General features: G+C 62.3%; 20 protein-coding genes. 3 read left to right on the top strand and 17 right to left on the bottom strand.

Annotation, left to right across the window (positions count from 1 at the left end; genetic code table 11):
- Positions 1-5 precede the first annotated feature (5 nt).
- Positions 6-1,634: a hypothetical protein gene (locus BLQ92_RS10225; RefSeq protein WP_090683955.1), complete on the bottom strand. Its 1,629-nt coding sequence runs from the start codon at positions 1,632-1,634 to the stop codon at positions 6-8.
- On the bottom strand, positions 1,627-2,130 hold the full coding sequence (locus BLQ92_RS10220) for a helix-turn-helix transcriptional regulator (RefSeq protein WP_090683953.1): 504 nt from the start codon (positions 2,128-2,130) through the stop codon (positions 1,627-1,629). Before BLQ92_RS10220 ends, BLQ92_RS10225 begins: the two co-directional genes overlap by 8 nt.
- 901 nt (positions 2,131-3,031) lie before the next feature.
- Between BLQ92_RS10220 and BLQ92_RS10215 the strand changes: the two genes are divergently transcribed.
- Positions 3,032-3,658, top strand: a complete 627-nt coding sequence (locus BLQ92_RS10215; RefSeq protein WP_090683951.1) for a DUF47 domain-containing protein — start codon at positions 3,032-3,034, stop codon at positions 3,656-3,658.
- A complete protein-coding gene (locus BLQ92_RS10210) occupies positions 3,658-4,668 on the top strand; it encodes an inorganic phosphate transporter (protein ID WP_090683949.1) in 1,011 nt (336 codons plus the stop codon). The genes BLQ92_RS10215 and BLQ92_RS10210 overlap by 1 nt, the downstream gene beginning before the upstream one ends.
- Positions 4,669-4,701: 33 nt before the next feature.
- Here BLQ92_RS10210 and BLQ92_RS10205 read toward each other — a convergent pair whose 3' ends face one another.
- The 15 genes from BLQ92_RS10205 to BLQ92_RS10145 form a co-directional block, all read right to left on the bottom strand.
- Positions 4,702-5,508, bottom strand: coding sequence for an SDR family NAD(P)-dependent oxidoreductase (locus BLQ92_RS10205; protein ID WP_090683947.1), 807 nt, complete (start codon positions 5,506-5,508; stop codon positions 4,702-4,704).
- A gap of 528 nt (positions 5,509-6,036) precedes the next feature.
- The gene (locus tag BLQ92_RS39295) at positions 6,037-6,276 is read right to left on the bottom strand and encodes a hypothetical protein (protein ID WP_143016554.1); all 240 of its coding nucleotides are present in this window, start codon (positions 6,274-6,276) and stop codon (positions 6,037-6,039) included.
- Between the two features lie 9 nt (positions 6,277-6,285).
- Positions 6,286-6,567 carry a hypothetical protein gene (locus tag BLQ92_RS10200; protein ID WP_090683945.1) on the bottom strand — a complete coding sequence of 94 codons (282 nt, stop codon included), beginning with the start codon at positions 6,565-6,567 and terminating at the stop codon, positions 6,286-6,288.
- A 214-nt stretch (positions 6,568-6,781) separates the two neighbouring features.
- Complete coding sequence (locus BLQ92_RS10195; protein WP_090683944.1) at positions 6,782-7,981, bottom strand: C40 family peptidase; 1,200 nt, start codon at positions 7,979-7,981, stop codon at positions 6,782-6,784.
- A gap of 259 nt (positions 7,982-8,240) precedes the next feature.
- Positions 8,241-10,094, bottom strand: a complete 1,854-nt coding sequence (locus BLQ92_RS10190) for a PhoH family protein (protein WP_090683942.1) — start codon at positions 10,092-10,094, stop codon at positions 8,241-8,243.
- A 105-nt stretch (positions 10,095-10,199) separates the two neighbouring features.
- On the bottom strand, positions 10,200-10,331 hold the full coding sequence (locus BLQ92_RS41070) for a hypothetical protein (protein WP_279607915.1): 132 nt from the start codon (positions 10,329-10,331) through the stop codon (positions 10,200-10,202).
- A gap of 102 nt (positions 10,332-10,433) precedes the next feature.
- On the bottom strand, positions 10,434-10,895 hold the full coding sequence (locus BLQ92_RS10185; protein WP_090683940.1) for a peroxiredoxin: 462 nt from the start codon (positions 10,893-10,895) through the stop codon (positions 10,434-10,436).
- Positions 10,896-11,026: 131 nt separating this feature from the next.
- Positions 11,027-11,923 carry a polysaccharide deacetylase family protein gene (locus tag BLQ92_RS10180; protein WP_090683938.1) on the bottom strand — a complete coding sequence of 299 codons (897 nt, stop codon included), beginning with the start codon at positions 11,921-11,923 and terminating at the stop codon, positions 11,027-11,029.
- Between the two features lie 15 nt (positions 11,924-11,938).
- Positions 11,939-12,985: a bifunctional UDP-4-keto-pentose/UDP-xylose synthase gene (locus BLQ92_RS10175; RefSeq protein WP_090683937.1), complete on the bottom strand. Its 1,047-nt coding sequence runs from the start codon at positions 12,983-12,985 to the stop codon at positions 11,939-11,941.
- Positions 12,982-13,917 (bottom strand): formyltransferase, encoded by a 936-nt coding sequence (locus tag BLQ92_RS10170; protein ID WP_090683935.1) that lies wholly within the window; start codon positions 13,915-13,917, stop codon positions 12,982-12,984. The genes BLQ92_RS10175 and BLQ92_RS10170 overlap by 4 nt, the downstream gene beginning before the upstream one ends.
- Positions 13,914-14,966, bottom strand: coding sequence for a glycosyltransferase (locus tag BLQ92_RS10165; RefSeq protein WP_090683933.1), 1,053 nt, complete (start codon positions 14,964-14,966; stop codon positions 13,914-13,916). The genes BLQ92_RS10170 and BLQ92_RS10165 overlap by 4 nt, the downstream gene beginning before the upstream one ends.
- Before the next feature lie 6 nt (positions 14,967-14,972).
- Positions 14,973-16,124, bottom strand: coding sequence for a DegT/DnrJ/EryC1/StrS family aminotransferase (locus BLQ92_RS10160; RefSeq protein WP_090683931.1), 1,152 nt, complete (start codon positions 16,122-16,124; stop codon positions 14,973-14,975).
- A gap of 218 nt (positions 16,125-16,342) precedes the next feature.
- A complete protein-coding gene (locus BLQ92_RS10155) occupies positions 16,343-16,714 on the bottom strand; it encodes a DMT family transporter (protein WP_090683929.1) in 372 nt (123 codons plus the stop codon).
- A gap of 25 nt (positions 16,715-16,739) precedes the next feature.
- Positions 16,740-18,485, bottom strand: a complete 1,746-nt coding sequence (locus BLQ92_RS10150) for a glycosyltransferase family 39 protein (protein ID WP_090683927.1) — start codon at positions 18,483-18,485, stop codon at positions 16,740-16,742.
- 223 nt (positions 18,486-18,708) lie between these two features.
- Positions 18,709-19,083: an Mth938-like domain-containing protein gene (locus tag BLQ92_RS10145; RefSeq protein ID WP_090683925.1), complete on the bottom strand. Its 375-nt coding sequence runs from the start codon at positions 19,081-19,083 to the stop codon at positions 18,709-18,711.
- Between the two features lie 473 nt (positions 19,084-19,556).
- Between BLQ92_RS10145 and BLQ92_RS10140 the strand changes: the two genes are divergently transcribed.
- The gene (locus tag BLQ92_RS10140; protein WP_090683923.1) at positions 19,557-20,804 is read left to right on the top strand and encodes a pyridoxal phosphate-dependent aminotransferase; all 1,248 of its coding nucleotides are present in this window, start codon (positions 19,557-19,559) and stop codon (positions 20,802-20,804) included.
- Positions 20,805-20,826 lie beyond the last annotated feature (22 nt).

Genomic DNA, 20,826 nt, shown 5'->3' with positions numbered 1-20,826 from the left:
GGCGCTTACGTTTTTTGGAGGGCCAATGCATCGATGGCGTAGAAGCGCGGACGACCGCTGCCGACGCGCTTCTGGAACTGCGCGCCGTCACCATTTGTCACGAGCAGCCTACGCTTTCGGAGCGTGTCGAGTACACGAGCCTTGTCGAGAGTGGCGACGACATACGTGTCGAAAGTGCCGGGCTCTATCAACATCAGGTCGCGACCGCTTACGGTGTTAAAGCAGACTTCGCGGTCGTTGAACGTTGCGCGCTGACTGGGGTTGCCCGGATTGGCCAGCTTCTTTACAGCATTGATCACATGGCAATCGAACGCTGTCACGCGCTCACGACGGCGTTCTGCCCATTGCTTCACGCTCGCATCCATGACGCGGTCAACAGTCTCGCCGCTCCACGGAAGAATGTTCAACCGGCTACCACACCTGAGCGCATAGCGCAGCACCGCGAACACGTGAATGGCGGCGGAAACGGCACCATCGTTTGGCTGGCCCTTCACCATTCCCCAATAGCGTTCAACGAATTTCGGCAACTTCGTATCGGCATTGCGAGCGACTGCGTCTTGCACGCGGAGTACGGCCTCGATGTACGCTTTGGTTGCGCCCACTTTGCATTGCACGGCCTTATGCGAGGGCGCGTGTGCGGTTTCACTCGGGACATCCGGACTCGACGCGCCGAGGTGAATCTCGATGCAGCCGGGCGGCGGCGTCGGCGACGCTAGATTGCGAGGCGAGTCCGTCTCCGTCGCGAGGATCAGCGTAACCGGCGCGTGCGTGCGACCGATCTTGTTGTCACGACCTTTTCCAGTTGCGCCAGCTTCGAGCGGGGTCTGCGCATGAGCGAATGCCTGCTTGCGCGACTTCACGCTCACGAACTGAACGAGCGCATCGCCCGCATCTTTGCGGCGCGCGTGTATAGCCGTGGGCGTGGTATCGAATGCGGAGTCCGCAAGCGCCGCGAGGCGTTCAGCTTCCAGAATCGATACGCCGGATACAACGATCACGATGGGTTTGCAGCCGAGCAGATGCACTAGCGGGCTCGCGAGGTGGATCGCCATCACAATGACGGTGCCTAGCGAGCAGTCGGCCATCAACGCCTCCGTCAGCTTGCTGATGTCGCTGTTTTGCTGTGGTTCGGGCACGAGGCCATCGGCGTAGACGGTGATTGGCCCTGACGACGAATACGCCGTATCGCCATACCGATAAATCGCGCCTACATCGCAACCATGCGACCAGCCATGCTGCACGTTGTACATGCCAGTGGCCTGGGGCGGTCCATTGACAATCGCCGCCAGCATCGCGTCATCAGACGCAATGGCGAGCGGGATGCCCGCCTTGGCCAAGGCGTCGCGTGCGCGCTTGGCTGATGCGAACGCGGGCACCGGCAACAGACGGCGCGCGCGGTAGCCGGAACCGTGGTTGAAGTCGACTACGCAACGCGGTTGCTGGCCCTGCGGGTTGTACGCGGTTGCGATCGCTTCGACGTCAGGCTGGCGCGTTGATTGCGCCGCGCTGGTATTTTCCTGCTTTTCGGCATTGCGGTTGCCGCCCGGCACCGACTCAGATACCGATGCTGGGGATATGTCCGTCTTGGGTTCGCCGCTGACCGACTTACCATCGACGTTAGTCGCATCAGTCATCGCGCGCCTCCTTGCTCAATGAAGCGAGGTAGCGGTCGATATCACTAAGTTTCCAGCCAACCGCACGTCCACCGGTGATCGAAACGGAATGCGGCAGTATCTTTTTCTTCTGCAAATCGTAGACTACAGTGCGACTGATCTGCAAAATCGCGAGCAGTTCCGGCAAGCGGATGATGCGGTCCGATGCGGACAGAGTCGGCGTTTTGCTCGCCGCCATGTTTTTGTCCGACATGGGATTTTTCGGGCGCTCATTCGAATTGATGCGGCGGCGCATGTCGCGCGGCAGGTCGTCGAACTTGACCGGAGTCTGGGCCGTGCCGGACACGACGTTGATCGTCGGCGGTACGTCAGCCGACGCGGAATTTGCATCGCGGTAGATTGGGGCCGCACAAACAGGCGGCGTTACAGCAGTGTGTTTGGGTGTGCGCATCGCGTTCAGGAATTGGGATGGCATCGAAGTGATATGCCGACAATTATTTCCAGACGCGAGTTTCATCCTGTATCACTCAGGCACATGCCATCGCTCACTGACTCGTGAGTGGCATGTGAGCGCGTCCGGCCGCTCTACTGAAACACCTGGAGCTGTACTGCGCATATCGTTGCCGCGCGTACAGCGGGTGAGTGATACAGGAATTACTGTGCCTGACCCAATTCCTTGGCTGCGAGGTCTTCAACGCCGGTCGTATCCGCAGACGACCGCGTTAGGCAGGAGTCAGATTCTACCGTCTTTTGGCATTCAGGCAATCTTGCCAAAACCCGACTTTTGCATTGAGACAACAGTGATCGATGGGGCGTCAGGAAGCTGGCTGGCTACTCGCTAGTGTGAATGCTGCCCAGTCCTGCATCAGAGCGGCGGGCTTGTTAAACAGAGCGCCACGGGCATAAGCCGCTTGATGCTGTGCGCAACTTCGGCGTCGCAGACTCCACGCGGGCAGTGGGGGGGCGACCTAATCTTTGCGCACCATTTCGCGAGCAATGTAGTTTTGGCAGCAACCCACGAAACACGTGGCAGCCTATGTTGGAACAACGGCTGCACATTCGTTGCGCATCAAGGTCGCAAGTCGCTCACGGAGTAACCGCCACGCGCCTTCCATTTCGCTCGCATAGTCATATTGCAAGTAGACCCGGTCGAGTTTGTCAGTGCGAGCGTGATTAAGACAACGATGAACGATGCTTTCGGATACGCGAAGACCAGCACTAGGGCTCCGCGCGTGCGTCGCAAGTCATAGGGCTGCCGCAGTCGCTTTCCTATAGAATCCCGTCTATCACAAATTTGTCACAGTCAGATGCGATTCGTATTGAATTTCGTACCGACTCCGTACAGCAGGTGGGGCTGGGATGGGGTGCTTCGGTAACTATCTGATTAAATTGAATATAACTTCGATATCCTATCTCCTATGTTCGGTCGATTCATGCCCACCGAGGGCAAGTTCTTTGAAATTTTTAATGCGCACGCAAAGTGCATCCTCTCGGCCAGCCACGAACTCGAGCTGCTGATCGACAACCTGCAGGACGCCGAGACGCATAAGCAGAAGGTGCAGGTCGCCGAAAAGGCCGCTGACAAGCTCACGCACGAAGCGATCGACCTGCTGCACAAGACTTTCATCACGCCGCTCGACCGCGACGAAATCCACAAACTGATCACCACGATGGACGACATCCTCGACCTGATGGAGGACGTCGCCACCGCCATTTCGCTGTACGACGTGCAGGCCGTGACGTCCGAGGCGAGCCAGCTGGCGCATATCTGCACCGCGGCCACCGAACGCGTGCAGTTCGCCGTCAGCCTGCTGTCCGACATGAAGCAGGCGAGCCAGATCCTGAAGGCCTGTGAAGACATCGACCGTCTCGAATCGGAAGCCGACCGCGTGCTGCGCTCGGCCATGTCGAAGCTCTTCCGCGAGGAAGACAACGTCAAGACGCTGATCAAGCTGAAGGCAATCTACGAGCTGCTCGAAACCATCACCGACAAATGTGAGGACGTGGCGAACATTATCGAAGGCATCGTGCTGGAAAACGCATAATGCAAGCGATACAACTTGCCATCTGGGCGGTCGCCCTCCTGGTCGCCGTGTCGTTGGTGTTCGACTTCATGAACGGCTTTCACGACGCGGCGAATTCGATCGCCACGGTTGTCTCGACCGGCGTCCTCAAGCCGCAACAGGCGGTTGCCTTTGCGGCGGCGTTCAACGTCATTGCCTATTTCATCTTCCACCTGAAAGTGGCGCAAACGGTCGGCAAGGGCACCATCGACCCGGCCATCGTCGACCACTATGTGATTTTCGGCGCGCTGGTCGGCGCGATCGGCTGGAACATCGTCACCTGGCACTACGGCATCCCGTCGAGCTCGTCGCATGCGCTGATCGGCGGCCTGGTGGGCGCGGCGCTGGCGAAGTCGGGCTGGCACTCGCTCAACTTCGACGGGCTGATGAAAACCGTCGCGTTCATCTTTATCTCGCCGCTGCTCGGCTTCGTGCTCGGCTCGTTCTTCATGCTGGCGGTGTCGTGGATTTACTTTCGCACTCCGCCCAGCAAGGTCGACGGACGTTTTCGCCGTTTGCAACTGATCTCGGCGGGCATGTATAGCCTCGGCCATGGCGGCAACGATGCGCAGAAAACCATCGGCATCATCTGGATGCTGCTGATTGCCACGGGCTACGCGTCGTCGCTTGCCGATGCGCCGCCGCTGTGGGTGATCGGCGGCTGCTATCTGTCGATGGGCTTGGGCACGCTGTTCGGCGGCTGGCGCATCGTGCGTACGATGGGCCAGAAGATCACCAAGCTGAAACCCGTCGGCGGCTTTTGCGCGGAATCGGGTGGGGCGATTACGCTGTTTGTCGCCTCGTTCCTCGGTATCCCGGTGTCCACCACCCATACGATCACCGGCGCAATTGTCGGCGTCGGCGCAACGCAGAAACTCAGCGCGGTGCGCTGGGGCGTGGCCGGCAATATCGTCTGGGCGTGGATTCTGACGATTCCTGCCTCAGCGGCGCTCGCCGCCGCGGGCTGGTGGCTCGGTCACCACTTCCTGTGATTTGACGTTCCTTGCGAGGCTGGCGCGCCGTGTTCAGATGAGCGGCGTGCTGCCTCCGTCCATCGGCACGATCGCGCCCGTCACATAGCTCGCGCGGCGGCTTGCCAGAAACAGCGCAACGTCGGCGATTTCCTCGGGTTTGGCGTAACGGCCAAGCGGCACCTTCGCCTGACCGCGCGCCAGCGCCTCCGCCGTATCCACCCCCTGCTTGTCGGCGTCCAGTTTCAGCGCTTCCTCAACGCGCTCGGTCAAGGTCGCGCCCGGATTGATCGCGTTGATGCGGATGCCGTAGCGGGCGTAGTAATGCGCGAGGCCGACCGTCGCCAGCATCAGCGCGGCATTGGCGGCGCCGCCGGCGATATGGATATCGCTCGCCATCTTGCCGCCCATGCCGATGATGTTGACGATCGTGCCCGGCTCGGCGCTGGGGTCCGCTTTCGCCCGTTCGGCCATCCGGCGCAGTACTTCCTGCTGCGGGTAAATGTAGGGGAAGTATTTGGCTTCCATGGTCGCCCGGAACGCGGCGGCGTCCAGCGTTTCCGGGTCGTAGCGGCGGGCAGCGCCGGCGCTGTTGATAAGCACGTCGATCGGGCCCACCGCGGAGCTGACTTCTTCGACGATATCGGCCGCGCCATGCGCCTCGTGCAGGTCCGCACGCGTCAGATGCACCTGCAGACCCTCGCTCGCCAGTTGCTCGCGGGCGCGGGCGAGATTGGCCGGATCGCGCGAGACGATCGCGACTTTGGCGCCCTCCAGCGCGAAGGCTCGTGCACAGGCTAGACCGATCCCTTTGCTGCCGCCCGTGACCAGCACCACTTTGTCTTTCAGTCCAAGTTCCATCGTGAGCACCCGCCGTCTAAGGAATATCGGAGACGATAGCAGATAGCTCAGTCCTGCGTGCTCTGGGTGTTTTGCGTGTTCGACGGGGGCGAATGGCTGCTCGGAGGGGGGCGTCGGTCTGGACTGGCAAGCGGGAGCGCGCAGCGCCGGCACGGCGCGCAAAGGCAGGTGAGTGGCTTGGAAAGGTAGTCTGGTTTCCCCGCCAGTCCCTCCAGGGAGCAAGCTGAACAGGTGCGGTCAGGAAAGCGGGCTTTGCCCGCGGGGGTATCCTTGGGTTTTCGCCCGGCGGAAGAAGTAATAGATACTGACCAAACCGTTACTAATGGATATAAAAAAGTCTATGATGTCCGCAGATGGATATATCGAGGCCCGCAAGGGCGTCCATCTGCCCCTTGGGAATCGTTTTGGAAAGAAACCTGAACCGGGGACCAGCCGTGCTGGTTAAGTTGGCTTGGCCGACGAGAGCGCTCGCGATGTTATAAGGCCCCCACGCGGGGCCTCACCTATTTCTGGCCTGCCGTGCCCAGTTCATCGTTGATTGTGGCTGGGATTACGGATAGCTTCCCCTCGCAATGTCTTTGCCGGATCGCGCACATACGCGCTCCCGATGACGAGACGCAAGGTTTTTGTATCGGCGCGACGCAGACGAAAAAACACCTCGTACTCAACCCTTATGCCGTTGTCCTGAATATCTTCGATGACCAGCCAGTTGGCATGGCCAGTGAAGTAACATTTTTGGTCCTTCAACTGCGTGACGATGGCGGGCAACCTTAGCGATCAGCGATGACGGTCGAAACAGAAAGCGCGGGCGATCTCCCGGTGATCGAGAATTCGACGGTCCCCATCGAGCACCTTGAAGTCGAGCGGCGTATGTTCGTTCTCTGGCCCGAACGAGACGCAATGTGACGTGTACTCAACCTGAAGGGTGGCGACGGCTGCGGGATATCTAGATGAAGCGGGAATGGCCAGCGTGAAGGAGCTGGCCAGCAGGTGCGCAAGGTTGTAGGTCACACCTGATACCTCAATGTGACCTTGTTGCAGTATCTTGAACCACTTCATAACCGGGCTGCAAAACGGGAAGCCCGAATTGTCGCAGGTTTGGCCTGATGGGCGCCGGATTGCGATCAAACGTTTGGCGACTATTCAGATATGCGTTTGCAGCCAGCCAAGCCATCAAAAACGGGACGGGCGCCCGGTGCATTGCTGAAGTGATCCAGGCACCGATCTGTACCAGTCGAACGCTTGACGCAGCCTTGCTGCGCGCTTGAGGGCGTCAGAAGTTGCCGTTGGCGAAATGCGCGATAGGGTCGTCGCTGGACTGCGTGGGGGCTGGGACGCCGCGCGAGCCGGTCGACGCCCGCATGATCTGCACGCCGCCGGACGAGCCAGCGGTGCCGGCTTGCTGCTCCTGGCGAACCGCGACGGAGGCAGGTGGCGGTGGTTCGAAGGCGTCGGCCGCAGCATCGATCGCGTCCGGGGCGCGGGCCACGCTTGCGGGCGCGGCGGAGCGCACGGGTGCGTAGCCCGAGGAAGAGGCCGCGGCCATGGCATCTGCGTCGGCCGGCGCCCGTTCGGCAGGAACCGTGGCCGGTGCGACGGCGCCGGCGTCACGCGCCTGCATCTGCGCGGCGCTCATCACCGGAGGCGGCGGCTCGAATGCATCGGCAGGGGCCGCCGCAGGCGCGATAGCCGGTTGGGCGGCAGTCGTCGTCAGCGGGGCGCGCATCGTGGCTGCAACTCGCTGTTGCTGCTGTTGCTGCATCGGGACGCCAGCCGCAGGCGCGGCCGCCGCATAGGCAGGTTGCGGCTCCGCCGCCTGCTGCGCAGGGATCACCGCCGCACCGGCATAAGACGCTTGCCGCACCACCGGCGCGATCTTCTCCGGCGGATTCGACGCCTGATAGGTCGGCGTTTCGAACGGCGTCGGCGCGTGGGTCGGCGCAGCGACCCGGCGAATGCCGTCGAAGTGCTTCGCCCAATACGGATTGGTCAGGTAATCGATGCGCACCGTGCCGCCCGTCGACGGCGCATTGACGAAGCGCAGCTTGCCGACATAAATGCCGACATGCGAATGCGGGCGTCCGGTGGTGTTGAAGAAGATCAGATCGCCGGGGGCCACTTCATCCGGCTCGATCGATTCACCGCTCCCGCTCATGTCCGCGGTGGTGCGCGGCAGATTCACCGAGGCCGCGCGCGCCACGACATAGCGAACCAGGCCGCTGCAATCGAAACCGCTATCGGGCGTATTGCCGCCCCAGCGGTATGGAATGCCGACGAGGCTCATGGCCTGAATGGAGATTTCCTCGCGTCCGACACTGTGATCGACGAAGTTCGGGAAACCGGGCGGGGTGGTGCGCCAGGCGCCGTTAGACGCGGACGAAGAGCCATTCGAGCTGCGCGAAATCCGCTGCGGCGCGCTGGAACACGCGGCGAGCAGCAGAAGGATCAGCAGCGAAAGCCCAAGTCGGCGCATACAGACAAGGCGAGCGTAAACACTCGCTTAAAGCGGACGATGTCGGGATGGTAGCTGCTCCAGCATAGCCTAGGCAAGAAAAGTTGATAAATTACTTGAAGTTTACGCGCTAAGTGTGGTTTGGCAGGGGCGTAACCGCTGGTCCTCCGCCCCTCTCCAAAGCCCGCGCACTGGCCGAACTACAGACGAAAAAAAAGCCGCGCCTGGTGTGACCCAGGCGCGGCTTTTGTACAACCCAAGCCGTAAAACGCTCAGCAGCTTACAGAATATCGGACGCGTAATCCGCCAGGCGCGAACGCTCGCCGCGCGCCAGCGTCACATGCCCGCTATGCGCCCAGCCCTTGAAGCGATCCACCACGTAGGTGAGCCCCGAACTGCCTTCCGTCAAATACGGCGTATCGATCTGCGCGATGTTGCCCAGACAGATGATCTTCGTGCCCGGACCGGCGCGCGTGACCAGCGTCTTCATCTGCTTGGGCGTCAGGTTCTGCGCCTCGTCGATGATCAGGTACTTGTCGACGAAAGTCCGGCCGCGCATGAAGTTCATGCTCTTGATCTTCAGGCGCGAGCGGATCAGTTCCTGGGTGGCTGCACGCCCCCATTCACCGGCCGCATCGTCGGTCTTCTGCAGGACTTCGAGGTTGTCGTCGAATGCACCCATCCATGGCTGCATCTTTTCCTCTTCGGTACCCGGCAGAAAGCCGATGTCCTCACCGACCGGCACGGTCGCCCGCGTCACGATGATCTCGTTGTAGCGCTTGTCGTCGAGCACCTGCGCGAGACCCGCCGCCAGCGCGACGAGCGTCTTGCCGGTACCGGCCTGGCCAAGCAGCGTGACGAAATCGATCTCCGGATTCATCAGCAGGTTGAGCGCGAAATTCTGCTCGCGATTGCGCGCCGTGATGCCCCACACGTTGTTCTTGTGGTGGCCGTAGTCGCGCAAGGTTTGCAGCAACGCGGTCTTGCCGTTCAGCTCGCGCACCAGCGCATGAAACGCCGGCTCGCCGTTCTGCGGCTCCAGATAGACAAACTCGTTGACCAGCATCGAGGCGCACAGCGGCCCGGTCACACGGTAATACGTGGTGCCCGTCTTGGTGTCCTGCCAGCTCTCCATGCCCTTGGCATGCTTGGTCCAGAAATCCTGCGGCAGTGCACGGATACCGGAATAGAGCAGGTCCTTGTCTTCGAGAACCTGGTCGTTGAAGTAGTCTTCAGCGGGCAGGCCCAGCGCATGCGCCTTGATGCGCATGTTGATGTCTTTCGACACCAGCACGACCTGGCGGTCCGAGCGGTCGCGTTGCAGTGCGCGCACCACACCGAGAATCTGGTTGTCCGCCTTGCCTTGCGGCAGGCCTTCAACCGGCTCGATATCCGTCAGTTTGGTCTGGAAATACAGGCGTCCGGCGGCCTCGCGGCTGCCGAGACGCGACAGCGAAATGCCGTCCGACATATTGCCGCCGTTGGCGACCAGTGCGTCCAGCGTGCGGCTGACCTGACGCGCGTTGCGCGCGACTTCCGACATGCCCTTCTTGTGGTTGTCGAGTTCTTCCAACGTCATCATCGGCAGATAGACGTCGTGTTCCTCGAAACGGAACAGGCAAGTCGGATCGTGCATCAGCACGTTCGTGTCGAGCACGAACAGCTTGCGGGTTTCGACCTGATCGGCCCCGCCGCTGCGCTTTTTGGCGCTGCCGCGGGTCGCTGCCGCCGGGGTTGCCGTGGCGCTCGTGGCCGGCTGCTTGCCGGCGCGTGCCACGACCGGTTCGGCCGTTGCAGGTTGGGCGGGCTCGGCACGTGCCGATTCCTGACGGGCTGCAGGCGCCGGCACCGGTTGCAGCAACGCGGCGGTCTGTTTGCTTTTGCGGCTGCGTGCGGGAGCGGCCTGCTCGACGGTGTCGGCAGGAGAAGAGGCTGGAACCGGCCGCAGGGTAGTGGCGGCGTTGGCCGCGCGTGCCATAGGCGTGGCGACGCTGGCTTGGCCGAAATCGGCCGACTCTGCTTGCTCCCCTTCGACCGCCTGTTTTTTGGCGGAGCGGGCCGGCGTGGCTTTGGCCTTGTATTCGTCAGCCGGTAAGAGATTGCCGAGCTTGCTGGGTGCGGTAGGCAAAGGCATGGTTTCCCTCGAAATAATCGGGTCACATATCGTGCGCCGCCTGTCGCATTCTGCCGGTGAGCCGGGTAGGCTCACGCAGTTTGCGCCCGGAGGCGCGCTTTCGGTCTAGAAATGCCGGTTCGCCTGGTTTTCGATCGGCTCCTTGACGAGAGCGCGTGGCCGAAGAAATGAACGGCTTCGCGCAATTAAAAAAGCCGCCGCCCCGGCAAACGGGGCAAGCGGCTCGACTTCGGTCATCGCGTTGCGCCTCACTGCCTCAACCACAGAGGCGTGATATGCGGCGCAGCCGCGGAAAGAATGGGGTGGGCAGGCACTCATTGCAGCCCAATATAACGCGCCTCACAGCGCTTGTACAGCCTCCAGAATTTCATCGACATGACCTGGTACTTTCACGCCACGCCACTCCTGGCGCAGGACGCCCTCGCTGTCGATGACAAACGTGGATCGTTCGATTCCCCGTACTTCTTTGCCATACATTTTCTTCATTTTGATGACGTTGAAGAGCGTGCAGAGCTTTTCTTCCGGATCGGAGATCAGCGGGAACGGTAATTCGAGCTTCGCCTTGAAATTGTCATGCGAGCGCAGGCTGTCGCGCGAGACGCCGAGGATTTCGGCGCCGGCCTTCTTGAACTTGGGATACAGGTCGCGGAACTGGAGACCTTCGGTCGTGCAGCCCGGCGTGTTGTCCTTCGGGTAGAAATACAGCACCACCTTCTTGCCCCGAAGACTGGACAGCGTGATATCGCCACCGGTTGCGGGGGCGGTAAAGTCGGGGACGGGTTGGTCGACTGCGATGGGCACGTGTGGTTCTCCGGTTGTTATGGCCGGCGACACCGCCTTGCGGCGACATCGTCGGACCTGGCATCGAGGCTAGGGGGAGGTGACTAGTTGTGAGGTAGCGGCGCCAGTCGAGCCGGTCTACCGCGACCGGCTCACGACGGCTGGACGATCAACTCGCCGGAACGGCCAGGAATTTCACCCCAGGTGACAGGGTACGATGGCAGCGTGTCGCGGTCCAGCGTGGCGTGATAGTCGCCCATCGTCGCAAACGTGTGACCTTGCGCGCGCCAGCCGTCCAGCAGTTGCTCGAAAATCGGCGCGAGCTTTTGTCCTTCGAGTTCCGCGTGCAGCGTGAACACCTGATCGTGCGGATTGTTTTCGGTGCGCTTCAATATCGATGCAGCGACGTTGTGCTCATCGACACCATCCACGCCCAGCACTTCGTCGAGCGTGGGCAGCGTGGTGGGCATCTGCACGTGCGACAGTTGCTTGCCGCCGACCACCGGCAGATACGGCGAGTGACCGCGCCCGTCGGACGCGTAATGCATGCCCCACGCGTCGATCTGCTCGAATGCATGCCCGTTCATCTGCCAGCCCGCCGCACCGTGCGTGACCGGCGGCGCGCCGAAGATCGCGACGAACCGGTTGTAGCTCTTCTGCATCTGCTTGATGGTCCACTCGCGGTCTTGCGAACGCACGTTGTCTTGCCAATAAACGTGGTCCCACGTGTGGATGCCGCATTCGAAGCCGGCTTCGTGAATCGCGCGCATTTCCGCGGCGCTTTTCACACCGATATCCGGCCCCGGCAGCAGCACGCCATACATCAACTGCTTGATCCCGTAATGCTCGACCACCGAGGTACGCGACACCTTCTGCAGAAACCCGGGCCGCAGCACGCGGCGCATCGCCCAACCGGTGTGGTCGGGCCCGAGGCTGAACAGGAAGGTGGCGCGCGCCTTGAAGCGGTCGAAGATGCGGGCGAGATTCGGCACGCCTTCGCGGGTGCCGCGCAGCGTGTCGACGTCGATCTTCAGAACGATACGAGCCAAGGATCAGCCCTTTAATTATTGCTGTTCGACAAGAGCGCGCGCTTCCGCGACATGGCCGCGGTACGCTTCGAAAATCTTGCGCAGCGCTTCGTCGAAGGTCGACTTCGGCGCCCAGCCGAGTTCCTGCATCGTGTTGTCGATCTTCGGCACGCGGTTCTGCACGTCCTGATAGCCTGCGCCGTAGTACGCACCCGACGAGGTTTCGACCAGTTGCACCTGCTTGGCGGTTTGCGCGTATTCCGGGAATTCCGCGGCGAGCGCCAGCATCTTGTGCGCGAGCTCACGCACCGAGAAGTTGTTGGTCGGGTTGCCGATGTTATAGATCTTGCCGGTGGCGACGCCGTCCTTGTTCTCGATGATCTTCATCAGCGCGCCGATGCCGTCGTCGATATCCGTGAAGGCACGCTTTTGCGCGCCGCCGTCGACGAGGCTGATGTTTTCGCCGCGCACGATATGGCCGAGGAACTGCGTGACCACGCGCGAGCTGCCTTCCTTCGGCGTGTAGATCGAGTCGAGGCCCGGGCCGATCCAGTTGAACGGACGGAACAGCGTGAAGTTCAAGCCTTCCATGCCGTAGCCCCAGATCACGCGGTCCATCAACTGCTTCGAGCACGCGTAGATCCAGCGCGGCTTGTTGATCGGGCCGTACGACAGTTGTGACTCTTCCGGGTCGAACTGCTCGTCCGTGCACATGCCGTACACCTCGGAGGTGGACGGGAACACGAGATGCTTGCCGTACTTCACAGCCGAACGCACGATCGGCAGGTTCGCTTCGAAGTCCAGTTCGAACACGCGCAGCGGCTGCTTCACGTAGGTCGCCGGCGTGGCGATGGCGACGAGCGGCAGGATCACGTCGCACTTCTTGACGTGATACTCAACCCACTCCTTGTTGATCGTGATATCGCCTTCGAAGAAATGCATCCGCTCGTGATTGACGAGGTCGCCGAGGCGCTCGGTCTGCATGTCCATGCCGAACACTTCCCAATCGGTCGTTTCGAGAATGCGTTTGGACAGGTGATGGCCGATGAAGCCGTTGACACCCAGAATCAGGACTTTTTTCATGAATGACGGGAAGATTGAATGAGCTGGGTGAATTCGGCAGGGGAGACGACGGACTCTTGGCCATCGTGCTGGCGCCGCAATTCGTGGATGGCGATGGCGCGGCCATCGCCGCACACCGCAAAAACGGCATTATCGCTTACGTGGAGGCCCAGGGGCAAATCCGAGCGGAGCGCGCCGGGACGGGCGAGACGCGCTTGCGCGACGATAAACCGCTGGCCGTCGATCTCGGTGAAGGCGCCGGGATAGGGCGGCGCCACCGCGCGAATCAGGTTGTACACGTCCTGGGCCGGCTGGCTCCAGTCGATCCGGCCGTCTTCGGGCTTGCGCCCGCCGAAGTAGCTGCCGTGCGCCAGATCGTTCGGCAGATGCGGCGCTTCACCGGCGAGCAACGCGGGCAGCACGCGCCAGAGGGTCTGCTCGGCGGCCACCGTCACCTTGTCGAATACCTGCGCGGCCGTGTCGTCCGGCAGGATCGGCACCGGCGTTTGCGCGATGATCGCGCCCGCATCGGGCTTGGCGGCCATTTCGTGCAGGGTCGCGCCGGTCTCGGTTTCACCCTTCAACACCGCCCAGTTGGTCGGCACGCGGCCGCGGTACTTGGGCAGCAGCGAGCCGTGCATGTTGTAGGCGCCGCGCGCGGCCAGCGCGAGCAGCTCGACCGGCAGCATGTGGCGGTAATAGAACGAGAAGATGAAGTCGGGCCGCGCGGCGCTGAGCGCGGCGCGCAGTTCATCGCTCTTCGGATCCGCTGGGGTCACAGTGGGAATGCCGTAGCTTGCCGCCACCGAGGCGACGCTGCCGAACCAGATGTTCTCGGTCGGGCTGTCCTCGTGAGTGACGACCAGCGCCACGTCGACGCCGCGCGCGAGCAGTACCTGCAGGCAGCGCACGCCGACGTTGTGATACGCGAATACCACCGCGCGTGGCTTCATGAGTTCGGTCCCTGATCGATGAACGGCGCGGGCTGGACGGCCTGCACCAGGGTCTGCCGCGGCGCCTCGGCGACGGCGGCGCCGTTGCGCTGTTCGAGAATCTTTTGCACCAGATAGCGGGGGCGGGCGCGCACCTGCTGGTAGATCCGGCCAATGTACTCGCCGAGCAGCCCGAGCGCGAAGATGATCACGCCGAGCAAGAAGAACGTGATAGCGAACAGGGTGAACACACCCTGTACTTCCGCCCCGATGATGAAGCGGCGAATCAGCAGCAGCACGAACAGCGCAGCGGAGCCGAGCGAGAGGATCACGCCGATGAACGACAGCCACTGCAGCGGCACGACCGAGAAGCCGGTGACGAGGTCAAAGTTCAGACGAATCAGCGAATACAGCGAATACTTCGATTCGCCGGCAAAGCGTTCTTCGTGCGCGACTTCGATCTCAACCGGGTTCTGCGCGAACGTGTAGGCCAGCGCCGGGATGAACGTGTTGATTTCGCCGCAGCGGTTGATCGTGTCGATGATGTGGCGGCTGTAGGCGCGCAGCATGCAGCCTTGATCGGTCATCTTGATGCGGGTGATGCGCTCGCGCAGACGGTTCATCGCACGCGAAGCCTTGCGGCGCCACAGGGTGTCCTGACGCTGAAGGCGGATCGTGCCCACATAGTCGTAGCCTTCGCGCATCTTCTCGACCAGCTTGCCGATTTCTTCCGGCGGGTTCTGCAAGTCGGCGTCGAGCGTGATGACAATCTCGCCGCGCGACTGTTCGAAGCCCGCAAGAATCGCCATGTGCTGGCCGTAGTTGCCGTTCAGCAGGATCACGCGGGTGGTGTCCGGCCGCTTGCGGAACTGGTCGGCCAGCAGCAGGGGGGATTTGTCGCGGCTGCCGTCGTTGATGAAGATCACTTCATAGCCGGTGTCGAGCGCGTCGAGCGCCGGATAGAGGCGCTCGAACAGCGCCGCCAGCCCGGCTTCCTCGTTGTACACCGGGATGATGACCGAGACTTCCGGCGTATCAGACATCGGAGAGCGATGTTCCGTTTGACTCATTTCCGCTTATTTTCCGTATTGTTCGCAAATTTCATTGACCGCGTGGCAGACCCGCGCCACGTCGCCTTCGTTCATCAGCGTGAAGAGCGGCAGCGTGACCGTGGTGGCGCCGTAGCGCTCGGCGTGCGGGAACATCCCTTCCTTGAAGCCGCGCGCGCGGTACAGCGAGAACAGGTGGATCGCCGGGTAATGTACGCCCGAACCGATGCCGCGTTCTTTCAACTGGCCCATGAAACCGGCGCGGTCGATCGACAGTCTTTCGAGCGGCAGCGTGATCAGGAACATGTGCCAGTTGCTGTTTTCAAAGTCAGCAAGCGGCAGACCCATGCCCAGCTTGACTGCCGTGCCGCCTTCGAAACCCGCAAAGTAGGCGCGCACGAGCTTCTTGCGCTGCGCGAGGAAGCGCTCCAGATGCGGCATCTGGCCAAGGCCGACGCGCGCGGCCACATCTGTCAGGTTGTATTTGCCGCCGAGCACGTCGCAGTCCATGCCGTCGAAGCCCGTGCGGGTAATGCCCTGCAGGCGGTACTTCTGGGCGAGGATGGCTTCTTCCTCGTTGTTCAGCACCAGCGCGCCGCCTTCGATCGAAGTCAGGTTCTTGTTGGCGTGGAAGCTGAACGAGACGATGTCGCCCAGCTTGCCGATGCGCTCGCCTTTCCAGGTCGAGCCGAATGCCTGGGCCGCGTCTTCGATCACGCGCAGGTTATGGGCGCGGGCGATCGCGTAGAGGCGGTCCATGTCGACCGGCAGGCCGGACAGATACACCGGGATGATCGCCTTGGTGCGCGGCGTGATGGCCTTCTCGAGCAGATCCAGATCGATGTTGCGGGTAATGGGATCGATGTCGGCGAACACCGGCGTCGCACCCGTTTCGTAGATCACATTGCTGGTGGAAACCCACGAGGCGGGCGTGGTGATGACTTCGTCGCCAGCGCCTACGCCGGCGATGCGCAGACCGACTTCCAGCGTGGCCGTGCCGGAATTGAAGGTGCGCACGGGGCGCCCGCCGCAGAATTCCGACAGCGCGGCTTCGAACTTCTGGTTCTGCGGACCGGTGGTGATCCAGCCGGAGCGCAGCACCTCGGCGACGCCCTGGATGGTCTCTTCATCGATTTCCGGACGGACAAACGGCAAAAACGGGACTGATGACTGGCTCATGAATGCTTCGCTCGAAAGAAATAGGGCGGCACCAAAAAGGGCGACAAACCGGCAAGGATACTTCGGCAGGACGGGACGGCGTTATGCGAGAGTTTAAGTCCCCCGCGCGTCGTGCTTACAGCCCCTTACGCCTGCCGCATGCCTCGCCGGCAATAAACGGTAATAGACAGCATGCCACGTTGACATAAGCCCACGCGAGCCGGCATTGGCGTAGCAGCCTAGCTGCGCGCCAGTACGACCACGCCGATCAGGATGATGCCGATACCGACGAGCCGCTGGATCGACAGCACCTCGCCGAACAGATACCAGGCGGCGATCGCGTTGACCACATAACCGAGCGACAGCATCGGATAGGCAATCGACACATCCACACGCGACAACCCGACCACCCACACCGCCACGCTGATCACGTAGCAGCCCAGCCCGCCGATGATCGGCAATTGCGTGGCCAGCTTGAGGCCGATGGGCAGGATGTTCGCACGGGTGAATTCGAAGTGTCCAACGGCATTCGTGCCGGCCTTCAGCAACAACTGCGCGCAGGCGTTCAGCGCGACGCCCGCGAGGATACAAAAGAGCGAAATCGGATTCATCAAGGGTTCAGGTCCTGATATGGGGTCATTGCTGCGGTTTTGCCAGGGCCGGGCTGGCCGCATCGGCTGGTGCGGCGCCAGTCTGGGCGACGCCGGGCTTTTCGACAATCACGCGCCGCGAATCGCGCGTGACGACCTGCATCGGCACATGCTGAGCCAGCAGCTGTTCGTACCGATCCGGCGGGATCAGCGCGAGCGCATAACGGTCGGCGTCCCAGCGCTGCACCCATTGGGCCACCGTCGGCACCCACTTTTGCGGCTCGACGGAGACGCCGAATGCCAGCTCGTCGGCATGTTCGACCATGATCATCGTGTGGTCGACATAGAACGGCAACGTGTGATCGAGCACGCCGACCGAGTAGAACGGCGTGTCAGGCGGCAGTTTGGCGAGCGCCGCCTTGATGGCCGGGGCGAGCGGGGCGCCGGAACTCAGGCGGCCGAACACGTCGTGACCGGTGCCGGCGATGGTGGCGAGCAGCAGCCAGGCGGCGCCGAACATGGCGGCCGCGCCGCCGATCCCGCCGCGGCTGCGGCGGTTCAGCCAGAGCGCGGCGAGCGTGAGCGCGAAGCCCACGCCGAGCGCGGCCACTACCCAGCCACGGTAGGCGACGTACAGCTCGGTGGGGTTGCGGGCGTCGCCGAGGCGGCCCATGAACAACATGGCTCCGAGCGCCGCGACCAGCAGAAACACGGCGTAGCCCACCAGGTGGCGGCGCAGCATGGCGGGCGTGACGAGCGGCAGGTACATGCCGATCAGGAGCGCCAGCGCCGGGGCGATCGGCAGCGTGTAGGAGATCAGCTTCGAATGCGACGCGCTGAAGAACAGGAAGATGAACACCGTCCACACCAGCATCATGATGACCGGGGCGAAGCCGTTCGGCTGGCGCGGCAGGCGCAATGCGTGACGCAGGCTCTGCACGCTCACCGACAGCCACGGCAGGAAGCCCACCAGGATCACCGGCACGAAGTAGTAGAACGCGCCCGGGCGGTTCTGCTCCGGTGTCAGATAGCGCTTGAACTGCTGAACGATGAAGAAGAAATTCAGGAATTCCGGGTTGCGTTGCTGCACCAGCACGAACCAGGGCGTGGCGATCGCGAAGAACAGGATCAGGCCGCCGATCAGGTGCAGGCGTTTCCAGACCGCCCAGTCGCGCGCGATCAGCGTGTACAGCACCAGCACCGCGCCCGGCAGGATCACGCCGATCAGGCCCTTGGAGAGCACCGCCAGCGCCATCGACGCCCAGCAGATCCACATCCACAGGCGCACCTGCCCGGTAGGCAGGTTGGGGCGCTGGGCCAGCAACAGCGCACACAGCGTCAGCTCCATCCAGAACGACAGGCCCATGTCCAGCGTGTTGAAGTGGCCCATCAGGTTCCAGTACGGCGAGGTCGCCAGCACGATCGCGGCGAACACACCGGTGGCGGCGTTGAACACGCGTGCGCCGGTGTAGCCGAGCAGCAGGACGCCCGCGAAGCCAGTAAGCGCCGTGTAGAGCCGCGCCTGCCATTCGCCGATGCCGAACCACGCGAAGGTCAGCGCATTCAACCAGGTTTGCAGCGGCGGCTTCTCGAAGTACTTGTAGCCGTTGTAGCGCGGCGTGATCCAGTCTCCGGTGACGAACATCTCGCGCGCCATTTCGGCGTAGCGGCCCTCGTCGCTCGGCAGCAGATGGCGCCAGCCGAGCGGCACGAACCAGATCAGGGCAAGGGCGAGCACCAGCAGCAGGAGGGCGGTGCGGTTGAGCGGTAGCCGGGACGGCGTATCGTTCATGGGTGGTTAGCCTGTTCTTTTGCGACGCCGCTCACGCGGCGTGTCGGTGTTGTTAGGAGCGGAGCGCCTGTTGCGGGCGACCGGCTGCGGAGGGCCGCTTTCGGCCGGCTGCGGACGGCGAGTCGCGCGGCGGGATCTGCCAAGGCCCACCGTCGGCGGCTGACGCGCAGTTTACGATACTGACGCGGCGCCGCGCGATCAGGCAGCAGGTGAATTGCGCCGCTTACGCTTCGATCAGCAAGGCGGCCGCAACCTTGCGGCCCTCGGCCATCAGAATGTTGTAGGTGCGGCAGGCGGCCTTGAAGTCCATCGTCTCGACACCGATCCGATGAGCCGCGAGCGCCGCGGTGAGCCGCGGATGTGGAAAACGCAGCCGTTCGCCGCTGCCGAAAATGACCACTTCGGGCGCTGGTTCGACCAGCATCGCGAAATGCTCCGGGGTCAGCGCTTCGAACGAAGCCACCGGCCAAGGAATGACGGCTGCCTCGGGCATCACGAGGATGCTGCCCTGGTGGCGCTGCAGATTGATTTCGACATAGCCGGCGCCGTAGCCGGTCACAGTGTTCAGGGCGCCGCTCGAATCCTGGTGTAATTTCAAATTCGTGTTCCGAAGTCGTTCTTGCCGAGTTGAGTGCCCCCAAAACCTGTCGGAAAGGCGTCGCGCAATGGATACGAGGGGGCCGAAAGGGCTTCCGCATGCACTTGGTGCATTGCGGAAGTCGGCCAAAATCCGCTAAATTATAACTTTTTAGCCGGGGAGCGGCGCCCCCCGCTTCGTGTGCCGCCATAAGCCGCACTCGAAGCTGCTGCCCGACACTGGGCAATGCACCGGGTCAGCGCATCGCCAGGCAGCTTACCAGGCGCCGCTTAAGGTTCCCTGAGGGTTCCCTGAGACCCCTTAGGGTGCCCTGGATATTTCCCTTTCAGCACCTTGGCCGCACCCGGCGCAATCCGCCGCGAGCGCCAATCAGACAAGTCCGCGGGAGCGCGCATGAATCGGCCGCTCCGCATTCAGATGCTTCCCAGCCCGCAACCGGTGTTGCTGGCAGCCCCTTACTCACCCAGGATGAAGTGCCCGCCGTGAAACCGATTCTAAAATCCAACAAGTTGTTGAACGTCTGCTACGACATCCGCGGGCCTGTCCTCGAACATGCGAAGCGGCTCGAAGAAGAAGGCCATCGCATCATCAAGCTGAACATCGGCAATCTCGCGCCGTTCGGCTTCGAGGCGCCCGACGAGATCATTCAGGACATGATCCTGAATCTGCCGGGCTCGTCGGGCTATTCCGACTCGAAAGGGGTGTTCGCCGCACGCAAGGCGATCATGCATTACACCCAGCAAAAGGGCGTGCATGGTGTCGAGCTGGACGATATCTACATCGGCAACGGCGCCTCGGAACTGATCGTGATGGCGCTACAGGGCCTGCTCAACGACGGCGACGAAGTGTTGCTGCCCGCGCCGGACTATCCGCTGTGGACGGCCGGCGTGAGCCTGTCGGGCGGCACGCCGGTGCACTACATCTGCGACGAATCGAACGGCTGGATGCCGGATCTGGACGATGTCCGCGCCAGGATCACGCCGAACACGCGCGCTTTGGTGGTCATCAACCCGAACAACCCGACCGGCGCGCTGTACTCGGACGAACTGCTGCTCGGCCTGATCGAGATTGCGCGCCAGCACGGCCTTGTGATCTTCGCCGACGAGGTCTACGACAAGATCGTCTATGACGGCAAGACGCACACGTCGGTGGCGGCGCTCTCCGAAGACGTGCTGACGGTGACCTTCAACAGCCTGTCCAAGAGCTACCGCTCGTGCGGCTATCGCGCCGGCTGGATGTTCATCTCCGGGTTGACGGGCGACAACCGCCGCCGTGCCAAGGATTATTTCGAGGGACTCGGCATCCTCGCCTCGATGCGCCTGTGCCCGAACGTGCCCGGCCAGTATGCGATCCAGACCGCGCTGGGCGGCTATCAGAGCATCAACGACCTGATCGTGCCGAGTGGCCGCCTGTACAAACAGCGCCAACTCGCGTATGACATGCTGACGGCGATTCCCGGCGTCACCTGCGTGAAGCCGGAAGCGGCGCTGTACATGTTCCCGCGCCTCGACCCGAAAATGTATCCGATCGAAGATGACCAGCAGTTCATCCTGGAGCTACTGCTGGCCGAACGGGTGCTGCTCGTGCAAGGCACGGGTTTCAACTGGAAGACGCCGGATCACTTCCGTGTCGTGTTTTTGCCGAATGTCGACGACCTGGCCGATTCGATCAACCGGATCGCCCGCTTCCTCGACGGCTACCGCAAACGTCACGCGGCCTGACTACAGTAGACGCTGACAAACG

The organism is Paraburkholderia phenazinium, assembly GCF_900100735.1.
In the GTDB taxonomy this organism is placed as follows: domain Bacteria; phylum Pseudomonadota; class Gammaproteobacteria; order Burkholderiales; family Burkholderiaceae; genus Paraburkholderia; species Paraburkholderia phenazinia.
The sequence above is the reverse complement of the archived record's forward strand: the minus strand, read 5'-3'. Positions and strand labels throughout refer to the sequence as shown.

What these genes read in the sequence shown, in the direction of transcription:
- BLQ92_RS10155 (WP_090683929.1), bottom strand. Translation starts at nt 16,714, where the DNA reads ATGAATCCGATTTCGCTCTTTTGTATCCTCGCGGGCGTCGCGCTGAAC.
- BLQ92_RS41070 (WP_279607915.1), bottom strand. Translation starts at nt 10,331, where the DNA reads ATGACCGAAGTCGAGCCGCTTGCCCCGTTTGCCGGGGCGGCGGCTTTT.
- BLQ92_RS10220 (WP_090683953.1), bottom strand. Translation starts at nt 2,130, where the DNA reads ATGAAACTCGCGTCTGGAAATAATTGTCGGCATATCACTTCGATGCCA.
- BLQ92_RS10195 (WP_090683944.1), bottom strand. Translation starts at nt 7,981, where the DNA reads ATGCGCCGACTTGGGCTTTCGCTGCTGATCCTTCTGCTGCTCGCCGCG.
- BLQ92_RS10215 (WP_090683951.1), top strand. Translation starts at nt 3,032, where the DNA reads ATGTTCGGTCGATTCATGCCCACCGAGGGCAAGTTCTTTGAAATTTTT.
- BLQ92_RS10170 (WP_090683935.1), bottom strand. Translation starts at nt 13,917, where the DNA reads ATGAAGCCACGCGCGGTGGTATTCGCGTATCACAACGTCGGCGTGCGC.
- BLQ92_RS10200 (WP_090683945.1), bottom strand. Translation starts at nt 6,567, where the DNA reads ATGAAGTGGTTCAAGATACTGCAACAAGGTCACATTGAGGTATCAGGT.
- BLQ92_RS10150 (WP_090683927.1), bottom strand. Translation starts at nt 18,485, where the DNA reads ATGAACGATACGCCGTCCCGGCTACCGCTCAACCGCACCGCCCTCCTG.
- BLQ92_RS10175 (WP_090683937.1), bottom strand. Translation starts at nt 12,985, where the DNA reads ATGAAAAAAGTCCTGATTCTGGGTGTCAACGGCTTCATCGGCCATCAC.
- BLQ92_RS10225 (WP_090683955.1), bottom strand. Translation starts at nt 1,634, where the DNA reads ATGACTGATGCGACTAACGTCGATGGTAAGTCGGTCAGCGGCGAACCC.
- BLQ92_RS10210 (WP_090683949.1), top strand. Translation starts at nt 3,658, where the DNA reads ATGCAAGCGATACAACTTGCCATCTGGGCGGTCGCCCTCCTGGTCGCC.
- BLQ92_RS10205 (WP_090683947.1), bottom strand. Translation starts at nt 5,508, where the DNA reads ATGGAACTTGGACTGAAAGACAAAGTGGTGCTGGTCACGGGCGGCAGC.
- BLQ92_RS10190 (WP_090683942.1), bottom strand. Translation starts at nt 10,094, where the DNA reads ATGCCTTTGCCTACCGCACCCAGCAAGCTCGGCAATCTCTTACCGGCT.
- BLQ92_RS10160 (WP_090683931.1), bottom strand. Translation starts at nt 16,124, where the DNA reads ATGAGCCAGTCATCAGTCCCGTTTTTGCCGTTTGTCCGTCCGGAAATC.
- BLQ92_RS10165 (WP_090683933.1), bottom strand. Translation starts at nt 14,966, where the DNA reads ATGAGTCAAACGGAACATCGCTCTCCGATGTCTGATACGCCGGAAGTC.